Origin of the sequence: Morganella sp. HMSC11D09 (assembly GCF_001807955.1) — a bacterium.
GTDB classification, from domain to species: Bacteria; Pseudomonadota; Gammaproteobacteria; order Enterobacterales; family Enterobacteriaceae; genus Morganella; species Morganella morganii.
Map to the genome: position 1 here is coordinate 8,920 of NZ_KV791702.1, position 19,900 is coordinate 28,819.

The window sequence follows — 19,900 nt, forward strand, 5'->3', positions numbered from 1 at the left end:
GAAATCGTAAGTGACGGTCTTGGCAGCGATTGCCCCTTCCATTCCTTTAACGATTAAGTCTGCAGCCTCAAACCAGCCCATGTGGCGCAGCATCATCTCGGCTGAGAGGATTTCTGAGCCCGGGTTGACTTTGTCCTGACCTGCGTATTTTGGTGCGGTGCCGTGGGTGGCTTCGAACAGTGCGCATTCATCACCGATGTTCGCGCCCGGTGCGATACCGATACCGCCGACCTGTGCCGCGAGGGCGTCAGAAATATAGTCGCCGTTGAGGTTCATACAGGCGATAACGTCATATTCTGCCGGACGCAGCAGGATTTGTTGCAGGAACGCATCCGCGATCACGTCTTTGATAATGATCTGTTTGCCGGTTTTCGGGTTTTTCAGGCTTAACCACGGGCCGCCATCCAGTAACTCGCCGCCGAACTCTTCGCGTGCCAGTTCATATCCCCAGTCTTTGAAGGCACCTTCGGTGAACTTCATAATGTTGCCTTTATGAACCAGGGTGACGGAATCACGGTCGTTATCAATCGCGTAGTTAATCGCTGCGCGGACCAGGCGTTTTGTCCCTTCTTCAGAGCACGGCTTGATGCCGATACCGCAATCCTGCGGGAAGCGGATTTTGGTCACACCCATTTCGTCCTGCAGGAACTTAATCACTTTGTCTGCTTCCGCAGAGCCGGCTTTCCACTCGATACCGGCGTAGATGTCTTCCGCGTTTTCACGGAAAATCACCATATCAGTCAGTTCAGGTTGTTTTACCGGGCTTGGCGTGCCGGCGTAGTAACGCACCGGGCGCAGACAAACATACAGATCCAGAATCTGGCGCAGTGCCACGTTCAGGGAGCGGATACCGCCGCCGACCGGAGTGGTCAGAGGGCCTTTGATAGCCACGCGGTAGTCACGGATAAAATCGAGGGTTTCATCCGGCAGCCAGACATCACTGCCATACAGTTTTGTGGATTTCTCACCGGTGTAGATTTCCATCCAGGAGATTTCACGCTTACCGCCGTAGGCTTTTTTTACAGCGGCATCAACAACTTTAATCATTACTGGCGTTACATCAGCCCCGATTCCGTCCCCTTCAATAAACGGGATAACCGGATTGTCCGGAACGATTAATTTGCCTTTTGCGTCAATGGTAATTTTAGCGCCTTTCGCCGGAACAACTACTTTGCTTTCCATCAACCTCTCCTTTATGTAAGCGCAATGCTTTGTTAATTTTTTGTAATGGCCCTGTCAATACTACTTGAATAATTGCATCACGCAAATCCTAACTGTTTTAAGCTATAATGTAAGTCTCATTTTTATGTAAAAAAAAGATAATGACCGGTAAAACCACGAACTCCCGCATCTCCCGAAAGCCGCAATCCCGTCCGGCAGGCGCCCATCCGCGTCAGAAAGCTGCCCGCCAACCCCGGCCGCGCGGTCCGCGCAAAATTATTCTGTTCAATAAACCGTTTGATGTACTGCCGCAGTTTACCGATGAAGCCGGACGCAGCACGCTGAAAGATTACATTCCGGTTACAGATGTGTACGCCGCCGGGCGGTTGGATCGCGACAGCGAAGGGTTACTTATCCTGACCAACGACGGCGCATTGCAGGCAGCTCTGACACAGCCGGAGAACAAAGCCCCGAAAGTGTATTATGCTCAGGTGGAAGGTGTGCCGGACGAAAACGCGCTGAATCAGTTGCGTAACGGTATCACTCTGAATGATGGCCCGACCCGCCCTGCCGGTGCTGAGCTGGTGGATGAGCCGGACTGGCTGTGGCCGCGTAATCCGCCTATCCGCGAGCGGAAATCGGTACCGGTCAGTTGGCTGAAACTGACACTGCGGGAAGGCCGTAACCGCCAGGTACGCCGGATGACCGCCCATACCGGCCACCCGACCCTGCGTCTGATCCGCGTGCGGATTGGTGATTTTGCCCTTGATACCCTTGCCCCCGGCGAATGGAGAGAAGTGAATGATATTCAGACCTCATGTGACAGTGGCCTGCCTGGTCAGCGCCGGTGAAAAATTTCTGGTGGTGGAAGAAACCGTTAACGGCAAAACCACCTGGAATCAGCCCGCCGGGCATCTGGAAGCCGGGGAAACCCTGCTTGCCGCCGCAGAGCGCGAGCTGTATGAAGAAACCGGGATCCGTGCTGCTCCCGATGCCCTGCTGAAAATTCATCAGTGGGTTGCACCGGACGGCACACCGTTTATCCGTTTTCTGTTCCGTGTGCTGCTGGAGAGTGAATGTGAGACACACCCGCAGGACAACGATATCGACCGCTGCCACTGGGTCAGTGCGGATGAGATTATTCACAGTCCGATCCTGCGCTCCCCGCTGGTAAAAGAAAGTATGTTTGCCTGGTTTGCCGCCGAACCGCTGCCACTCTCGCTGCTGGGAACGTTCGGGGATGCGTTCGGGGAACCGGTCGCGCCGTAATGCATTGCGGGGAACAGACTGCGGAAAATTCTTTGCGAAAAAAGTGCCGATCCCGCACCTGAATGATGCGCCGCTGTGCGTATCATGGTAAAGTACGGCGCTTGTTTTTTTCCCCGGTTCTTCTTCGCGTCACTGTTTGCGGAGCAGACCGAATCGCCGCGAGATCAGCCATGTCAGATAACAGCCAGAAAAAAGTCATCGTCGGAATGTCCGGCGGTGTGGATTCCTCCGTCTCAGCCTATTTACTGCAACAGCAGGGTTATCAGGTGACCGGGCTGTTTATGAAGAACTGGGAAGAGGACGATGATACCGAATACTGCTCCGCCGCCGCAGATCTTGCGGATGCACAGGCCGTCTGCGATAAACTCGGCATTGAACTGCTGACCATCAACTTCGCGGCGGAATACTGGGATAATGTGTTCGAGCATTTCCTGGAAGAATATAAAGCGGGACGCACGCCGAACCCGGATATTCTGTGCAACAAAGAAATCAAATTCAAAGCCTTCCTGGAATATGCCGCAGAAGATCTCGGGGCGGATTATATCGCCACCGGACATTATGTGCGCCGCCGCGATATCAACGGTACCACGCAATTACTGCGCGGCCTGGACAGCAATAAAGATCAGAGCTATTTCCTGTATACACTGAGTCACGACCAGGTGGCACAAAGCCTGTTCCCTGTCGGGGAACTGGAAAAACCGGAAGTCCGCCGGATTGCGGAGCAATTAGGGCTTATCACCGCGAAGAAAAAAGATTCCACCGGGATCTGCTTTATCGGTGAGCGCAAATTCCGTGATTTTCTCGCCCGTTATCTGCCCGCCAAACCGGGTCCGATTATGACGGTTGATGGTCAGGAAATCGGTCAGCATGACGGGCTAATGTACCATACCCTCGGCCAGCGCAAAGGGCTGAAAATCGGCGGAACCCGTGAAGGTTCCGACGAGCCGTGGTATGTTGTCGATAAAGATGTTGAAAACAATATTCTGATTGTCGCACAGGGCCATGAACACCCGCGTCTGATGTCTGCAGGGCTTATCGCGCAGCAGCTGGACTGGGTATCGCGGGAGCCGCTGACTCAGCCGATGCGCTGTGTGGTGAAAACCCGTTACCGTCAGGAAGATATTCCCTGTACTGTCACCCCGCTCGGTGATGACAAAATCAGTGTCCGGTTTGATAACCCGGTTGCTGCGGTCACACCGGGTCAGTCCGCTGTCTTTTATCAGGATGAAGTCTGCCTGGGCGGCGGAGTCATTGAAGCGCGTATTACGGAGTGATTATGGCTAAAAATTACGAAGACATAACCCTCGCCCTGGCCGGGATCTGCCAGGCCGCGCGCCTGGTGCAGCAACTGGCGCATGAAGGTCAGACAGATAATGATGCGGTTGATGTGATGATCAACAGCATCATCAATAATAATCCGTCTTCTGTTCTGAATGTCTACGGCGACAATGTGCAGAACCTGCATACCGGCCTGTCCGCGTTCGCCGGGATGTTCAATATGACCGGTTCTCAGGGGCTGAATGCCGAGCTGACCCGCTATATGCTGGGTGTGATGCTGCTGGAGCGCCGCCTGAACAAAGCGCCGGGCGCGATGGATGAGCTCGGTCGCCGTATTGATAATCTTGAACACCAGCGCGACCATTTTGGGCTGTCACAGGAAGCTATGCTTAATACCATCGCCGGTATCTATGTGGACAACATCAGCAGCCTCGGCCCGCGCATCCAGGTGACCGGCTCACCGGAGATCCTGCGTAACACCCTGATTCAGGCTAAAGTCCGCTCGCTGTTACTGAGCGGGATCCGCAGCGCCGTGCTCTGGCGCCAGGTCGGCGGCAACCGTTTACAGTTGCTGTTTTCCCGTTCACGCCTGGTGGACACCGCTAAATATCTTCTCGCTCAACACTAAAATTACCGGGAGTTGCAACCAATGGAATTATCCTCACTTACCGCCGTTTCCCCTGTCGATGGCCGTTATGGTGACAAAACACGCGCACTGCGCGATATTTTCAGTGAATACGGTTTACTGAAATTCCGTGTACAGGTCGAAGTGCGTTGGTTACAAAAACTGGCGGCGTGTGCAGACATCCCCGAAGTTCCGGCTTTTGATGATGACGCAATCGCTTACCTGGATGCAATTGTCGCGAATTTCGGCGAAAACGACGCAATGCGGATCAAGGAGATTGAGCGCACCACCAACCACGATGTGAAAGCGGTGGAGTACTTCCTCAAAGAAAAAGCCGAAGCCGTGCCTGCCCTGCACGCTGTGTCTGAATTTATCCATTTCGCCTGCACATCCGAAGATATCAATAACCTCTCTCACGCCCTGATGCTCAGCACCGCCCGTGAAACCGTGCTGCTGCCGGCATGGCGCCAGATGATCGATACTGTCCGTGCTATGGCGGCGGACTACCGCGACCTACCGCTGCTCTCCCGTACCCACGGGCAGCCTGCGACCCCGAGCACCGTCGGTAAAGAGTTTGCCAACGTCGCTTACCGGATGGAGCGCCAGTACCGCCAGTTACAGCAGACCGAAATCCTCGGCAAAATCAACGGTGCGGTCGGTAACTATAATGCGCACTTATCTGCCTATCCGGATATTGACTGGCATAAATTCAGCGGTGACTTTGTGAGCTCGCTGGGTATTCAGTGGAACCCGTACACCACACAAATTGAGCCGCACGATTATATCGCTGAGTTTTTTGACTGCGTGGCGCGTTTTAACACCATTCTGATCGATTTCGACCGTGATATCTGGGGTTACATTGCCCTCAATCACTTTAAACAGAAGACGATCGCCGGTGAAATCGGTTCGTCCACCATGCCGCACAAAGTCAACCCGATTGATTTTGAAAACTCAGAAGGTAACCTGGGTCTGGCTAACGCGGTACTCGGCCATCTGGCAACCAAACTGCCGGTGTCCCGCTGGCAGCGCGACCTGACGGACTCCACTGTGCTGCGTAACCTGGGTGTGGGGATCGGTTACTCGCTGATCGCTTATCAGTCCACGCAAAAAGGCCTGAGCAAGCTGGAAGTGAACGAAAAACATCTGCGTGATGAACTGGATCAGAACTGGGAAGTACTGGCAGAGCCGATTCAGACCGTGATGCGCCGCTACGGTATCGAAAAACCGTATGAAAAACTCAAAGAGCTGACCCGCGGCAAGCGTGTTGATGCTCAGGCGATGCAGGTCTTTATCGACGGACTGGAGCTGCCTGACGCAGAAAAAGCCCGGCTGAAAACCCTGACCCCGCAAAACTATCTCGGGGACGCTATCCGTCTGGCAGATGAGTTGTAATTATTAACTCACTGATAATTAATCACACAGAGGCAGAGGATATCTGCCTCTTTTTTTATGATTAAACGCATATCGCGCGTATTATTTGGCGTACAAGTTCCCTATCCTTCATATAAACTGTTACAATTCACATCGTTTCCTGTTGGGATGTCTGTCTTTGTAAGGAATTATGTATGCGCGTGCTCATCGTGGAAGATAACAATTTACTCCGTCATCATCTGACGGTTCAGCTCCGCGAGCTCGGCCATCAGGTTGATGCGGCGGAAGATTCAAAAGAAGCAGATTATTTTCTTCAGGAAAGTCAGCCGGATATCGCAGTGGTTGACCTCGGTTTGCCCGGCGAGGACGGCATGGTGATGATTGCCCGCTGGCGTCAGCAGCAGGTCAAAATCCCGATTATGGTGCTGACCGCCCGTGAAAGCTGGCAGGAAAAAGTCGCCGCGCTGAATGCCGGGGCGGATGATTATGTCACCAAGCCTTTCCAGCTGGAAGAGATTGTTGCCCGTATGCAGGCACTGATGCGCCGTAACAGTGGCCTCGCCTCCCAGACACTGGAACTGGGCATTTTTGTGATCGATCTTTCCCGCAAAGAATTCCTCGTTGACGGTAACGCCGTCAAACTGACCGCATTTGAATACACCATTATTGAAACACTGATGCGGAATAATGGTAAAGTCGTCAGTAAAGATTCCCTGATGCGCCAGCTCTATCCGGATGCCGAACTGCGTGAAAGCCATACCATTGATGTGCTGATGGGCCGTCTGCGCAAGAAAATCCAGGCATTTACCGATATTGATGCCATCGTCACTGTCCGCGGACAGGGCTACCGTTTCGACGCCGGGAAATAACAGACACGGCTTAAGCCACTGAGGTATTGCGCATGACCAGGCGGACAACGCGCCCTTTCTCTCTGCGGACCCGGTTTTTACTGGCAACGTTTGCCGTGATCCTCGCCATGACGCTCTCTTACGGCGCCGTGGCGCTGGTCGGTTACCTGGTCAGCTTTGATAAAACCACCTACACCATGCTGCGCAGCCAGAGCAATCTGTTCTACAGCCTGTCGCAGTGGGATGACGGAAAACTCAATATCCGTTTTCCGCCGAATTTCTCCCTGAATGCCCCGTCTGTGGTGCTGATTTATGATGACAATCAGAATCTGCTCTGGCGGCAGTATCATATTGACGCGCTGGAGAGAGCCATTCCGGCCAAATGGCTGACCAAAGAGGGGTTGTATGATCTGAATACCTCGCTGGAAGCCACCAAATCCCTGCTGGTCAATACCCCGCTCTTTGCCACGGAAGATATCCGGATTAATGACCTGGATGATGATCACGACGGACGGATGATCCACTCCGTGTCTGTCAGCCGTTACGGCAAAACCGGTACCTTGCCGCCGCTGACGATTGTGGTGGTGGATACCATCCCGCAGAATCTGCAGAAGACCTTCCGTGTCTGGGAATGGTTCGGTTACGTGGTGCTCGCCAACCTGTTTCTGCTCACACCGCTGATCTGGCTGGCCGCACACTGGAGCCTGCGGCCGATTAATGCTCTCAGCGGGCAGATCAGCGCACTTGAAAAAGGCGAGCGGGAAGATCTGGATGAAACCCCGCCCAGCGAACTACGCGGACTGGTGCGTAACCTGAACCTGCTGCTGCACAGTGAGCGGGAGCGCTATACCCGCTATCAGCGCACGCTTTCTGATCTGACTCATAGCCTGAAAACCCCGCTGGCAGTGCTGCAGAGTACCCTGCGCTCACTGCGCGGCGGCAAAGATATGACGATTGAAACCGCCGAGCCTGTCATGCTTGAGCAGATCGGACGAATTTCCCAGCAGGTCGGTTATTATCTGCACCGCGCCAGTATCGGCGGTGACAATACCGTGCTGATGCGGGACATTTCCTCCGTTCCGGCGCTGATTGACAGTCTCGCCAGTGCGCTGTCAAAAGTGTATCAGCGCAAGAGCGTGGATATTACCGTCGATATTCCGCCGGATATCACCTGGCTGGGACAGCAGAATGACTTTATGGAAGTCATGGGCAACATTATGGAAAATGCCTGCAAATACTGTCTGGAGTTTGTCGAGGTGACGGCGCAGTGGCAGCATGATGCGGTTATTCTGATTGTCGATGATGATGGTCCGGGTGTGCCGGAGGAGAAACGGGAACTGATTTTCAGCCGCGGTCAGCGGGTTGATACCCTGCGGCCGGGTCAGGGACTGGGGCTGGCAATTGTCACCGATATTCTGGAACAGTATGACGGCGGCGCAGTTGTCACTGAAAGCCCGCTGGGCGGTGCCCGTATTACTGTGACATTCCGGCGTCAGACTGTTCACGACGAAGACACAGACTGAGAGTCAGTCTGTTGTTGCCGGCAAGTTATAAATATATGCATGAATATAATATGTCTTTTTCCGTTATACTCCCTTCATCTGCCTGATCACGGCGTTTATTGAGGACGAACACATGGATTATGAACTGAATATAGACTGGCAGACCTTTATGGAAAGCCACTGGCAAAAACGTCCGTTACTGATCAAAGGCGGTTTCCGCAATTTCCGCGACACCATTTCCCCGGATGAACTGGCGGGGCTGGCAATGGAAGATGAAATCGACAGCCGTATCGTCACCCGTTTCAGCGGAAAATGGGATGTGCGCCACGGGCCGTTTCAGGAGTTTGACGGGCTGGGCGAGAAAGACTGGTCTATCCTGGTTCAGGCCGTTGATCACTGGCATTTTCCGTCTGCCGCACTGATGAAGCCGTTCCGCTGCCTGTCTGACTGGCGGATGGATGACCTGATGATTTCCTATTCTGTTCCGGGTGGCGGTGTGGGTCCGCATCTGGATCAGTATGATGTGTTTATTATTCAGGGCCAGGGACGCCGCCGCTGGCGTGTCGGGGAAAAAATCCCGATGAAACAGCACGCGCCGCATCCGGATCTGTTACAGGTGGATCCGTTTGATGCCATTATTGATGATGAAATGGTGCCGGGCGATATCCTCTATATTCCGCCGGGATTCCCGCACGAAGGCTATGCCATTGAGGAATCACTGAACTATTCTGTCGGTTTCCGCGCCCCGAATGCCCGCGAACTGTTCAGCGGCTTTGCCGACTATGTGATTGCCAATGAGCTCGGCAGTTACCGCTACAGCGACCCGGATCTGGCGTTCCGTGATAATCCGGCGCTGATTCAGCAGGGCGAACTGACCAAGCTGCATGGTATGATGCAGGATCTGCTCGACCAGCCGGATGTGTTCCGCAAGTGGTTCGGTGAATTTATTTCCCAGTCCCGCCATGAGCTGGATCTGGCACCGCCGGAGCCGGCATACAGCCCGGATGAAATTCAGGAACTGCTGTCACAGGGGGAATCTCTGTTCCGCCTCAATGGACTGCGGGTACTGCGTGTCGGTGATACCTGTTTCGTTAACGGCGAAGCCCTGAAAACCCCGCATATTGAAGCAGCGGATGTGCTCTGCCAGTATGATGAAGTCACTGCCGAAATGCTGGGAGTTGCCTTCAGCGATCCGGAATTTGTGACCCTGCTGACAGTGCTGATTAATAACGGTTACTGGTATTTTGATGATTAATCCGCAATAAAATTGTATTCATCGTTCAGATAAAAGCGCCGCACCATTATGCGGCGTTTTTTTACTGGTAACGAATGGTGTAATTCAGAATTGTTTCCGCCGTGCCCGGCTCAATAGTATCCCTCGTCTGTATAAAGGCGGCCTGTAACCGCAATACGGCCCGCTGAGTGGTGATTTCATCAAATAAAAGTGGCTCTCCGAAAGTGACCGGCTGCCCCTTATTTGTCAGCCGGACTCCCACACCGGATGCACTGCCGTTTCTCCGCTGTAACTTCAGTGTTCCGGGACTGTTTCTGGCAGTAAATACATTGCCTGTTAACCGGATATCCGCCGTTGTCACATGGCTGCACTGCAGTGCAATAGTCAGGTTACGGATGCTTCCCGGGGCAACAGACCCTTTGCCGCTGAAATCAGTCCGCGATACGACACCTAAATCCACATCTGTTTCTGTTTGTGGATCAAGATCACAGGAATGTTGCCGGACAGTAAATCCGTCCAGATAGATTTTGGTTTCCGGCATACTATACAATCCCGCAGCCCAGTGCCCGCCCACACGCATAGCAATTTCACCCAGATAGCCTCCCGGATGGTGAACAGCTATTTCATGTTCCAGTTTATAGAGTGTCACCGCTGCCCGTACCCGATATGGCTGAGACGGATCCATTCCGCTGCTGATCGTACACAGTCGTTTATTGGCCGTGTTGTTGTCAGGTGAATCACGACCGTCCACATAGCGCGACGATTTCATGCATTCCGGATGCTCCGCCACCGCCCCCAGGCTGTAGCCGATACCACCGGAGAGTTCATAGATAGTGTGTCCCGACGCATTTTGTGTTCTGTTACCCGGCATTCCGCCAACCAGCACAAATTCAACCTCTCTGCCGCTGTCGATCCGGCACTGAGAGACATCAATACTATCCGAAAATATTGTCTCCCCGATAATACCGCCAACCGGTACATTATACGCAGCCATGATATAGCCGGCTGGTATGCGGAGAGTCGTTTCCGGTGTGATAAGTGCACAGGTTTCCCCGGCCGGAGCGGCCGGAATATATCCGGCTGTCAGCCACAGGAAAAAAACTGCCCGGCATAGTGCTCTGATCTGAGTAAACATTGCTTCTCCTTTACCGGCATATCAGAGGGAGAGTTATCAGTCCCTGCTGATCTTCCGGGACAGTAAAATCCGCCCCGCACTGCTCATGCATTCCTTTCCCCCAGACAGCCTGTAAATGCCCCTGAGCCGGTAACCCGCTGAGATACACTTCCCCGTCCTCACCGGTAATACCGCTGACGCTGCTGTCATCTGCTTTTTTCACCTTCACCCGTGCGGCGAACGGTACCGGGCCTTGTGCAGTCCGCAGTGCATAAATCACGCGATAACCGGTATTCACTGCAAAACGAACCGGCACCAGCGCTCCTTTTGACGGGATCACCTGTACGACCGGATCATCCGCATCCGCATTATCCGGCAGGGTTTCGGGGTCGATACGGATAACATTCTGATGATAATGACTCAGTTGCGGAATAACACTGAACCCCGCACTGTCAGTCTGCGCCGCTGCCCTTGAGGCCACACGGATCCCCCCGGTACCGCCGGTATCTGCCAGCCCGTTGGTTTCACCCAGCGGACGTGACAATGTGATACCGTCACCGTGAATAATCAGCCCGCCCTGTATATCCCCGTTCAGGGTATTGTGTCCCTGACTGTGATTAATACGTCCCCGGATATCGGCCAGGTCGTGACGCCAGCGCAGCTCCGCCCCGCGGTAATGTGCAGCCCCCTGCTGCTGATAACTGTGTGTAACTGAATACCCGAGACGTTGTTCATCTCCGAGCAAACCATTCACGGATGTTTGCAGAGAAGCCTTTCCTGCCCGCTGGTGGTAATGAAAATGACTGCGGGCTTGTTGTCCGGCAAAATCCAGCGGCACCGACAACGCAACAGACACCCGTTTATCTGCCTTCCGAAAATGCCCGCCTGTACGGTATTGTGCATTCACTCCGTAATGTACCCGGCCGATGTGACCGGAATAGCCGGCATCCCTGTTAATCATCGCCCGGTATCCGCGCCCGTCATGGCCTGTGCGGTTATAGTGATAGCCTGCCGACAGCGTACCGTTATCCCCCGGCAGCGGTTGCAGCAACCGGACCTGCCATTGCCTGGATTGTTGCTCATGTGCAGCCCCTGTATTCACCAATGTTCCGGCCAGCGGAAAAAATTTCTGATAATTCAGCCGGTAACGCGGATGCTGCGTTGCTGTTGTATGCCGCATCAGAATATCAGCGGACACCCCGCCTGCTGCTCCCATATTGACACCTGCCCCCACACCGCTGCTCAGAGCGTGTTGTGCTGCATAGCCGCCACCGTACAGTGTGAGGACTGAATTAATGCCGTATGCTGCCGTACTTTTCACAAACAGGTCTTTGTTATTATTTCTGTTTCCTCTGTATTTTCCTGTATCCAGCGTGTAGCTGAGCCGGCCCTCCCGCTGCATAACCGGAACTGAGGTTCCGTGCTGTGTAAAACGCTGTACAGTGCCGTCCGCCTCCTCAATGGTGACATCCAGTTCTGTTCCCTGAAAAGACGTATTCAGATCATCAATAACAAATTCACCGGCAGGTAATGTTTCACGGCGGATAGTCATTCCCTGCTGCCTGATAGTCAGTTCTGCACTCTGACCGGTTATTCCGCGGATAACCGGTGCATAACCCTGCTGATTCAGCGGATACATATCACTTTGTGAAGCCAGCCGGATCCCTCTGAACGCACGGCTGTCAAACAGCACATCCCCGCTGAACAATTCCCCCAGCTGTAACTCGCTGCGCCGGGAAGCAATGGCACGGTACATCCACAACCGCTCTGACTGCCATGTCAGTTTACCCTCACGGTGTTCCGCCCTGCTGTGATGCCGCAACCGCCAGTCCCCCGCATTAACACCACTTTGCAGCAAAAGAGTATGTCCGGTACGCTGACTGAAGCTGTTACTGTCCCGCGAAAAGCGATAATCATAATTGAGCATAAATGCAGTAATACCCGGTTCCCATAACGAAGCATCTGCGGCCCGCTGTGCTTCTGTCAGAAAAAAACGTTGCGGGATAGTAATATCCAGCGACTGCCGCGCGGAGTCAAAACTCAGCGAGACCCCGCTGACCAGCGCAGTAATATCCGCAACCGGCGCTGTATTTTCTGTTTCTGCAAATGCCGGCGATGCATCCGGCCGTAATCCCCATATCAGCCATTGCCTGCGGTTCACCCATGGCAGCAATCTTTTTTGCTGCGGATGATAACGAAACTCCAGCCACTGACCACTGACTGCCTGCTGATTGACAGTTACAGCCACGAAGTAACGGCCTTCTTCCTGAAATTGCCGTTCCCGCAAATACTGAAACTGTGCAGGATCCATCACCGGATCATCTCCGTCCAGACCAAGCGCCGCCGGATTAAAATAAGGTGCAGCAAAAACGGTTACCGGAGGAAAAACGATCACCACTGCCAGAAGAAAAAAATAAGGTGTTTTCAATTGCATAATAATATTATTTATCAAAAACAACAGGTTTAGAAATAATCCCGCCAAAATCGGAGATGTAGCTTATGGTTATTTCGTCATTACTATGAATAGTTGTTACCGGTACAGTTAATGATTCAAAGGGAACTATCATCTCCGAAACAGTATATTCCTTATTATTAACCAAAATATTTCTGACGGTGATATGAAAAGGTGAGTCATTAATGATTTTTATTCTGTTTCCTTTTCGTTCATACCTCAGTTTATTATAATCAGGCTCAGTTAATCCTGCAGGGCGATAGAATAATTTAAACTTTGAATTAATAACAATCTGAAGTTTATTTTCTCTGTTTTCATCTGTTTCCGGAATGCCTTTTATATTCAGCCAGAGTAATGACTCTCTGTCATCCGGAAATTCTGTTTTTTTCAGCATGACACGCAAAATTCCTTTTTTTCCTGCATCCAGCTGAAAAATAACCGGCGTGAGAATAAAGTCCTTACTTTTCGTCATGCCATCTTCTTTTTCAACCCAGCTCTGAATTAAATAGGCTGATTTTTTATCCGTATTATCAACAGGAATTGTGATCATTTTTTTATCCTGCGGATAAATAAACCGGGTGCCGCCGACAACCACGGCAGCAATCGCCTGACTCATTGTCAGAAAAGTAATAATAAGAAAAGTAAAACCGATTTTCATGATGCTGTTTATCCGGGGCGGCAACACCTGTTGCCGCCGGTATTAAATGTTACTCATAAGAAACAGTGTAATTCACCGTTGCATTACCTTCACCCGGTGTTGCCAGGCCGGTAGCCTGATACGCTGCGGTATAATTCAGAGTATAATCACGGGAATCGGCCTTTAGCAGAATATCACGATAGCCACCTGCCGGCGTTACCTGCTGCCCTTCAGCAGTCGCAATGCTGATCCCTACTTTTCCGGCACTTTTTTCATTGGCATCCAATGCATACAGCGTTGCATTGTCTGCATGCGCCGTGCCCTCCATTTTGATTTTCAGCGATGTCATTGCTAATGAACAGTTAATCAGAGAAATATCAAAGGCTTTTTCTTCCGTTCTGTCATCATTTTTTTTCAGTTTAGCGACTGAATGCTCGCCCAGATAAACATCTTTATCTTCTTGTGTAATATCACAGCTTGAGTCAGTGATTTTCCCTGTAAATTTGATATTCCCTGTTATTTTTTTAGCCTCAGCGACGTCGATTTCCGGAGCTATTTCATTAACATCATCATCCGCAGAAAATGTATTAAAGGAAAATAAAAGCAAGGATGAAATAATTAACTTTCTTTTAAATAAAGACATAACAATTACCTTTTAAATATTCAACAAATATATGTTTCTTATGATATGTATTATCTGAACAGATATAATCATGCACTAAATATTGACAAGCGAATGACTATACCAGCAGGAGATAAACAAACACAAAACAAAGATTAATCAGTGAGTGATAAAAAATCACATCAACATAAGAATCTTACTGTTTATTTAAGTCAGTTTATTTAATAAAAAAGCCATCTTATGCAAGATGGCCTTTATAATATTTAATTGATATGTGAATTATTTATTTCTTCATATCCAGTGCGGTTAATTCTGCAATCCGCATAATCACGGAAACTGCCTGTTCCATGCCTTCCAGTGAAATAAATTCGTGTTTACTGTGGAAGTTATAACCGCCGGTAAACAGGTTAGGGCACGGAAGACCACGGTAAGAGAGTTGCGCACCGTCAGTACCACCACGGATAGGTTTGATATCCGGTTCAATATCGCAGTCAATCATTGCCTGTTTGGCCAGTTCAATCACATGCGGGTGTTTCACCACATGGTCGCGCATATTGTAATAGCTGTCATCAATCGTCAGCTCGATATAGCAGTCCGGATGCAGACCTTTACCGACTTTCTCGGCAATCGCAATCATATTGCTTTTGCGTTTTTCAAAATTGTTACGGTCAAAATCACGGATGATATAGTTCATTTCCGCGCGTTCAACCGTGCCTTTGATGCTTTGCAGATGATAGAAACCTTCATACCCTTCGGTATTTTCCGGCGTTTCTTCCGGCGGTAATTCGCTGTGGATGCGGGTTGCCAGTGACAGCGCGTTCACCATCACACCTTTGGCACTGCCCGGATGCACGTTATTGCCCTCAATACGGATGGCAACTGCCGCCGCATTGAAGTTTTCATATTCCAGCTCACCGACACCACCGCCATCAACGGTATAAGCCCACTGCGCACCGAATTTTTTCAGATCCACATACTGCGCGCCACGGCCGATTTCTTCATCCGGCGTGAAGGCAATGCGGATATCACCGTGCGGAATATCACTGTTTTTCAGACGTACCATGGCAGTGATGATTTCTGCGATACCGGCTTTGTCATCCGCACCCAGCAGGGTTTTACCGTCGGTCATAATCAGGGTTTTACCCAGCATGGTGTGCAGCACCGGGAACATTACCGGCGACAGCACTTCATCGCCGATGCCGAGTGCGATATCACCACCACGGTAATTTTCCAGAACCTGAGGATTCACATTACGCCCGGAGAAATCCGGTGAGGTATCAAGGTGAGAAATAAAACCGATAACCGGTACCGGCCAGTCAACATTCGCCGGTAACGTTGCCATCACGCAGCCGTTATCATCCAGCGAGACATCTGATAACCCCAGCGTTTTCAGCTCTTTTTCCAGAGCACGCGCCAGCCTTAACTGACCGTCGCTGCTTGGTGTCAGCTTGGCTGACGGCTTCGACTGCGTGTCAAAAGAGACATAACCGAAAAAGCGCTCTAATAACTTATCCATGTGTTCCCCCAATAACATTGATTTCTTATTATCGGGGAAACATAAATTGAGTTATTGCGTCAAATCAGATTTAGTGTTGTTAATCTGCGCCAGCAGCTGACGGACATACTCCGGCACCACCTGCCCGGCAGGACCGTAGTGACACTCCTCAAACTCACTCTGCACCTTACTCGGTTCCAGATTGAGTTCCACTGTATGTGCCCCGCACAGCCGTGCCTCATGGACAAACCCGGCCGCCGGATAGACATGCCCGGAGGTACCGATGGCGATAAAGATATCCGCATCATTCAGTGCCTGATAGATTTCATCCATGCCGAACGGCATTTCACCGAACCAGACAATATGCGGCCGCAGCGGTGACGGGAACTGACAACAGTGGCAGCGCTCATCCGCTGACAGGTCACCGGTGCACGACTGAACCTGTCCGGACATCGCACAGCGAATTTTCAGCAACTCGCCGTGCATATGAATAATCCGCTGACTACCTGCCCGCTCATGCAGGTTATCAATATTCTGGGTGACCAGCAGGAAGTTATCCCCCAGCACCTGTTCCAGCTCCGCCAGGGCGAGATGTGCCGGGTTCGGCTGCACGTCAGGGGACTGTAACTGGCGGCGGCGGTCATTGTAAAACTGCTGCACCAGACGCGGATTGCGGGCATAGCCTTCCGGCGTCGCCACATCCTCGATGTTGTGCTCTTCCCACAGCCCGTCTTCCGAACGGAATGTCCGGATCCCGGACTCGGCGGAGATACCCGCGCCGGTCAGCACAACAATTTTAGGTTTAAACTGATCCATTTTTCCGGCCATCCATTTATCGCGATAGAAAAAGCGTAAGTGAAAACGCTGGCGCAGGATCCGCCGCTGTTTGCGTAACTTTCTTAATCGGTGCGTTCTGCGCATAATCCGGCCTTTGTTCATCACTGTCTCCGTTCAGGGTAATGCATCCGCACTTCGGATTCAAAAATCATTACAATTCCTGCGGGCTTTACTGCCCGCTCAGAATACGTGCCGGTTCAAGGCGGCAGGCGCGTCTCGCCGGATACCAGCTTGCCAGCAGGCTCAGCACAATGGTGGTTAAGATCACATACAGCAGATCGGTCAGCCGCAGCTCCGACGGCAGAAAATCAATAAAATAGACATCACCGGACAACAGTTTGTGCCCGATAAGAAATTCAATACCGCGGATAAGCGGTGTCAGATTCAGCGCCGCCAGTGTGCCGAGAACCGCCCCGCTGATACAGCCGACCATGCCGGTCAGCAGTCCGTACCAGAGGAAAATGGCGCGGATCAGGCTGTCTTTCGCACCAAGGGTGCGCAGAATGGCGATATCCCCGCTTTTGTCTTTCACGGCAATAATCAGGGTGGAAACGATATTGAAGCATGCCACACCAATCACCAGAATCATGGCAAGATACATAATACTGCGCACTAACTGAATGTCGCTGTACATGTAACCGTATTCGTTGATCCAGCTCTTATAGAAGACATGTTCACGGCTGGCTTCCGCCGCCCGCAGTACCACGTCATTGGCATTGAAAACATTATCCGTGCGGATTTCGATACCTGTGACGCCCTCACCGTAATCCAGATACTGCTGTGCATCTTCCAGCGGCAGCAGCGCCAGCCTGTGATCCAGCATGCCGCTTAAGCGGAAAATCCCCGCGACCTGCAAACGGATGCGTTTCGGCTGTAACAGGCGCTCCGTGCTGTCGTGATTCGGGATCATGATGGTGAGCCAGTCACCCTGCGCAACACCGAGGGATTTTGCCGCGCCGTCACCAAGGATTATCTGATTTTTCCCGGCCTGAAAATCCGCCCATGCATTATCCGCCACAAATTCCGGCAATCCGCTCACCAATTTCTGAGTGACCGGATCCACACCCATTAGTTGCATGGCCTGTAATTTACTGCCTTTTTCTGCCAGCCCGGTAAATTCAATATACGGGCTGGCGGCCACCACACCCGGAGTATTTTTGATCCGCAGCAGGCTCTGCGCCCAGGTATCAAACGGCTGCTCAACAGTGGAAATCTGCCCCTGCGGCACCACGGAAAGCACCCGGTTCTCCAGCTCACGCTCGAAGCCGTTCATGGCACTCAGCCCGATAATCAGTACCGCCACCCCGAGCGTGATCCCCAGGGTGGAAATAACGGAAATCAGCGAGACCATTCCCGCCCGTTTCCGCCCTTTGCTGAAACGCAGCGCAGTCAGTAATGACAGCGGTAGTGCATTCATAGCGCCGTCTCCGGCTGTGCATTCAGAATACCGTCGCGCATTTCCATCTGCCGCCCCATTTTCGCCGCCAGGGCGAGGTCATGGGTAACCACCAGGAAGGCTGTGCCGAGGGTTTTATTCAGTTCGGATAACAAATCAAAAATGCTCTGCGCATTGCGCTGATCCAGGTTACCGGTCGGTTCATCCGCCAGAACCAGTGACGGTTTATTCACCAGCGCACGGGCAATCGCCACCCGCTGACGCTCCCCGCCGGAGAGCTCAGACGGACGATGATGGGCACGCGCTGCCACACCAACCCGCTCCAGCATCTCCCCCGCCTGTGCCAGCGCTTTATCCCGCGCCATACCGCCGATCAGCAGCGGCATCGCCACGTTTTCCGCCGCCGTGAAGTCCGGCAGAAGATGGTGGAACTGATAGATAAAGCCCATTTCCTGATTACGCAGCGCCGACAGAGCGTTCTGGCTCATGGCGGAAAGTGCCGTGCCGTTAAAAATCACCTCACCGGAGGTCGGGGAATCCAGCCCGCCGAGCAGATGCAGCAGCGTACTTTTCCCTGAACCGGAACTGCCGACAATCGCCAGCATATCCCCGCGCCGGAGTTCAAAATTAACCTGTTTCAGGACATCAGTTTCCACTGTGCCCTCATGATAGGATTTGCATAACTGACGACATGCCAGTAATAACTCACTCATAACGTAAAGCCTCCGCGGGTTGTACCGCTGCCGCCCGCCACGCAGGCCAGAGTGTGGATAATAAAGAGATAAGCATGGCAGCCGCGCCGATAGTGATGACGCGCAGCGGCTCAATGACCGTCGGCAGCGCGATTCCTTTTGGGATCAGCCCCAGCAGCGGCATCAGAATATTCAGTTGTGACGAAAGCAGCGTGCCCAGCAGAACGCCGATCACCGAGCCGAGGATCCCTGCCCCCGCCCCCTGAATCATAAAGATCAGCATAATTTTGCCGCGTGTCATTCCCAGGGTTTTCAGGATGGCCACTTCGGTCTGTTTTTCCATCACCAGCAAGGCCAGTGAGGTAATGATATTAAACGCGGCCACAGCGATAATCAGGCTGAGCAGCAGCCCCATCATATTTTTCTCCATGCGCACCGCCTGGAAAAACTCACCTTTCTGCACGCGCCAGTCTGTCCAGACCAGCCCTTCCGGCAATGTCTGCTGACTGAGGCTGTCCACCTGTAACGGCTGTGACAGATAGAGACGCCAGCCGGTAATATTACCCGCCGGATAGCGCATCAGACGTGCCGCATCCTCCTGATTCATCAGCACCTGGGTGTTATCGGATTCACTGCCGGAGGAGAAAAAGCCCGCCACGGTAAACAGGCGCTGGCTCGGGATGCGTCCCATCGGCGTCAGCTGTGACACATTCGGCACCAGGATACGGACACTATCCCCGCGTTTGAGTCCCATGCGTTTCGCCACGCCCTCGCCGACCACCACATGATACTGACCTGCCGCCAGCTCAGACGGCCGGGTATTCACCAGATAATTCATCAGCGGTTCATCCCCCAGCGGATCAATTCCGGTCACGGAGGCGATCCCCACATTGCCGGTGCTCTGCAATACCACATCACCGGTGACAATCGGGGCGGTTTTTACCACATCACGCAGCCCGGCTAATTGTGAGACCGGATGTGTCTGCGGATCCAGCACACCGTTTCCGGTGGTGATTACCGCCTGCGGCATAAAATCGAGGATACTCTGCTGCAATGAGCGTTCAAAACCGTTCATCACGGATGTCACGGTGATAAGTGCTGTCACCCCCAGCGTGATGCCGATGGCGGAAAGCAGCGAGACAAAACGGGCAAAGCGATCCGTGCCGCGTCCCCGCATGTAACGCAGACCGATTAAAAATGAGACAGACTGAAACATGAAATCTGAACGCCCCTGTTGCCAAAGCGAAGTGTTCAGGGATAATAAAGGCTCCGGTTGATGAATGGAACCACTCCCGCCCGTTTGCGGCAGTTTTTTTTCATTGACGGTCAGCGTGTTGCCGGTATCAGACCACCTCCGGACCGGCAGC

The 19,900-nt window shown here is 52.4% G+C and carries 18 protein-coding genes; 8 read left to right on the forward strand and 10 right to left on the reverse strand.

Annotated features, from left to right (window positions below; genetic code table 11):
* A partial coding sequence (gene icd / locus HMPREF3119_RS14350; RefSeq protein WP_246829285.1) for an NADP-dependent isocitrate dehydrogenase occupies positions 1-1,182 on the reverse strand: 1,182 nt, incomplete at its 3' end.
* Positions 1,183-1,322: 140 nt separating this feature from the next.
* On the opposite strand from icd, the gene rluE reads away from it, so the two are divergent.
* The 8 genes from rluE to HMPREF3119_RS14390 all read left to right on the forward strand — a co-directional run bounded on the left by rluE (position 1,323) and on the right by HMPREF3119_RS14390 (position 9,309).
* The gene (gene rluE / locus HMPREF3119_RS14355; RefSeq protein ID WP_070580100.1) at positions 1,323-2,012 is read left to right on the forward strand and encodes a 23S rRNA pseudouridine(2457) synthase RluE; all 690 of its coding nucleotides are present in this window, start codon (positions 1,323-1,325) and stop codon (positions 2,010-2,012) included.
* Positions 1,966-2,430, forward strand: a complete 465-nt coding sequence (locus HMPREF3119_RS14360) for an NUDIX domain-containing protein (protein ID WP_070580175.1) — start codon at positions 1,966-1,968, stop codon at positions 2,428-2,430. The genes rluE and HMPREF3119_RS14360 overlap by 47 nt, the downstream gene beginning before the upstream one ends.
* A gap of 170 nt (positions 2,431-2,600) precedes the next feature.
* The gene (gene mnmA, locus HMPREF3119_RS14365; protein WP_004238115.1) at positions 2,601-3,704 is read left to right on the forward strand and encodes a tRNA 2-thiouridine(34) synthase MnmA; all 1,104 of its coding nucleotides are present in this window, start codon (positions 2,601-2,603) and stop codon (positions 3,702-3,704) included.
* A gap of 2 nt (positions 3,705-3,706) precedes the next feature.
* Positions 3,707-4,336 (forward strand): high frequency lysogenization protein HflD, encoded by a 630-nt coding sequence (hflD, locus tag HMPREF3119_RS14370; RefSeq protein WP_004238114.1) that lies wholly within the window; start codon positions 3,707-3,709, stop codon positions 4,334-4,336.
* Between the two features lie 21 nt (positions 4,337-4,357).
* Positions 4,358-5,725, forward strand: a complete 1,368-nt coding sequence (purB, locus tag HMPREF3119_RS14375) for an adenylosuccinate lyase (protein WP_070580102.1) — start codon at positions 4,358-4,360, stop codon at positions 5,723-5,725.
* Positions 5,726-5,898: 173 nt separating this feature from the next.
* Entirely contained in the window at positions 5,899-6,573 is a 675-nt protein-coding gene (gene phoP / locus HMPREF3119_RS14380) for a two-component system response regulator PhoP (RefSeq protein ID WP_032098669.1), read from the forward strand.
* Positions 6,574-6,605: 32 nt separating this feature from the next.
* Entirely contained in the window at positions 6,606-8,075 is a 1,470-nt protein-coding gene (gene phoQ, locus HMPREF3119_RS14385; protein WP_070580104.1) for a two-component system sensor histidine kinase PhoQ, read from the forward strand.
* A 112-nt stretch (positions 8,076-8,187) separates the two neighbouring features.
* Complete coding sequence (locus tag HMPREF3119_RS14390; RefSeq protein WP_004238108.1) at positions 8,188-9,309, forward strand: ribosomal protein uL16 3-hydroxylase; 1,122 nt, start codon at positions 8,188-8,190, stop codon at positions 9,307-9,309.
* Positions 9,310-9,370: 61 nt separating this feature from the next.
* Here the strand turns inward: HMPREF3119_RS14390 and HMPREF3119_RS14395 are convergent, their stop codons facing one another.
* The 9 genes from HMPREF3119_RS14395 to lolC all read right to left on the reverse strand — a co-directional run bounded on the left by HMPREF3119_RS14395 (position 9,371) and on the right by lolC (position 19,749).
* Positions 9,371-10,282 carry a fimbrial protein gene (locus tag HMPREF3119_RS14395; protein WP_246829286.1) on the reverse strand — a complete coding sequence of 304 codons (912 nt, stop codon included), beginning with the start codon at positions 10,280-10,282 and terminating at the stop codon, positions 9,371-9,373.
* 151 nt (positions 10,283-10,433) lie between these two features.
* Positions 10,434-12,836 (reverse strand): fimbria/pilus outer membrane usher protein, encoded by a 2,403-nt coding sequence (locus HMPREF3119_RS14400; RefSeq protein ID WP_046025127.1) that lies wholly within the window; start codon positions 12,834-12,836, stop codon positions 10,434-10,436.
* A 7-nt stretch (positions 12,837-12,843) separates the two neighbouring features.
* Positions 12,844-13,512 (reverse strand): fimbrial biogenesis chaperone, encoded by a 669-nt coding sequence (locus tag HMPREF3119_RS14405; protein ID WP_015422828.1) that lies wholly within the window; start codon positions 13,510-13,512, stop codon positions 12,844-12,846.
* Positions 13,513-13,561: 49 nt separating this feature from the next.
* A complete protein-coding gene (locus tag HMPREF3119_RS14410) occupies positions 13,562-14,134 on the reverse strand; it encodes a fimbrial protein (RefSeq protein WP_049241132.1) in 573 nt (190 codons plus the stop codon).
* Positions 14,135-14,396: 262 nt separating this feature from the next.
* Positions 14,397-15,629: a peptidase T gene (pepT, locus tag HMPREF3119_RS14415; RefSeq protein WP_004238103.1), complete on the reverse strand. Its 1,233-nt coding sequence runs from the start codon at positions 15,627-15,629 to the stop codon at positions 14,397-14,399.
* A gap of 51 nt (positions 15,630-15,680) precedes the next feature.
* Positions 15,681-16,529: a Sir2 family NAD+-dependent deacetylase gene (gene cobB / locus HMPREF3119_RS14420; protein ID WP_024473418.1), complete on the reverse strand. Its 849-nt coding sequence runs from the start codon at positions 16,527-16,529 to the stop codon at positions 15,681-15,683.
* 85 nt (positions 16,530-16,614) lie between these two features.
* The gene (lolE, locus tag HMPREF3119_RS14425; protein ID WP_036422738.1) at positions 16,615-17,862 is read right to left on the reverse strand and encodes a lipoprotein-releasing ABC transporter permease subunit LolE; all 1,248 of its coding nucleotides are present in this window, start codon (positions 17,860-17,862) and stop codon (positions 16,615-16,617) included.
* Positions 17,859-18,554, reverse strand: a complete 696-nt coding sequence (gene lolD / locus HMPREF3119_RS14430; RefSeq protein ID WP_004238099.1) for a lipoprotein-releasing ABC transporter ATP-binding protein LolD — start codon at positions 18,552-18,554, stop codon at positions 17,859-17,861. Before lolD ends, lolE begins: the two co-directional genes overlap by 4 nt.
* Positions 18,547-19,749 carry a lipoprotein-releasing ABC transporter permease subunit LolC gene (gene lolC / locus HMPREF3119_RS14435; RefSeq protein WP_024473420.1) on the reverse strand — a complete coding sequence of 401 codons (1,203 nt, stop codon included), beginning with the start codon at positions 19,747-19,749 and terminating at the stop codon, positions 18,547-18,549. Before lolC ends, lolD begins: the two co-directional genes overlap by 8 nt.
* Between the last annotated feature and the right edge of the window lie 151 nt (positions 19,750-19,900).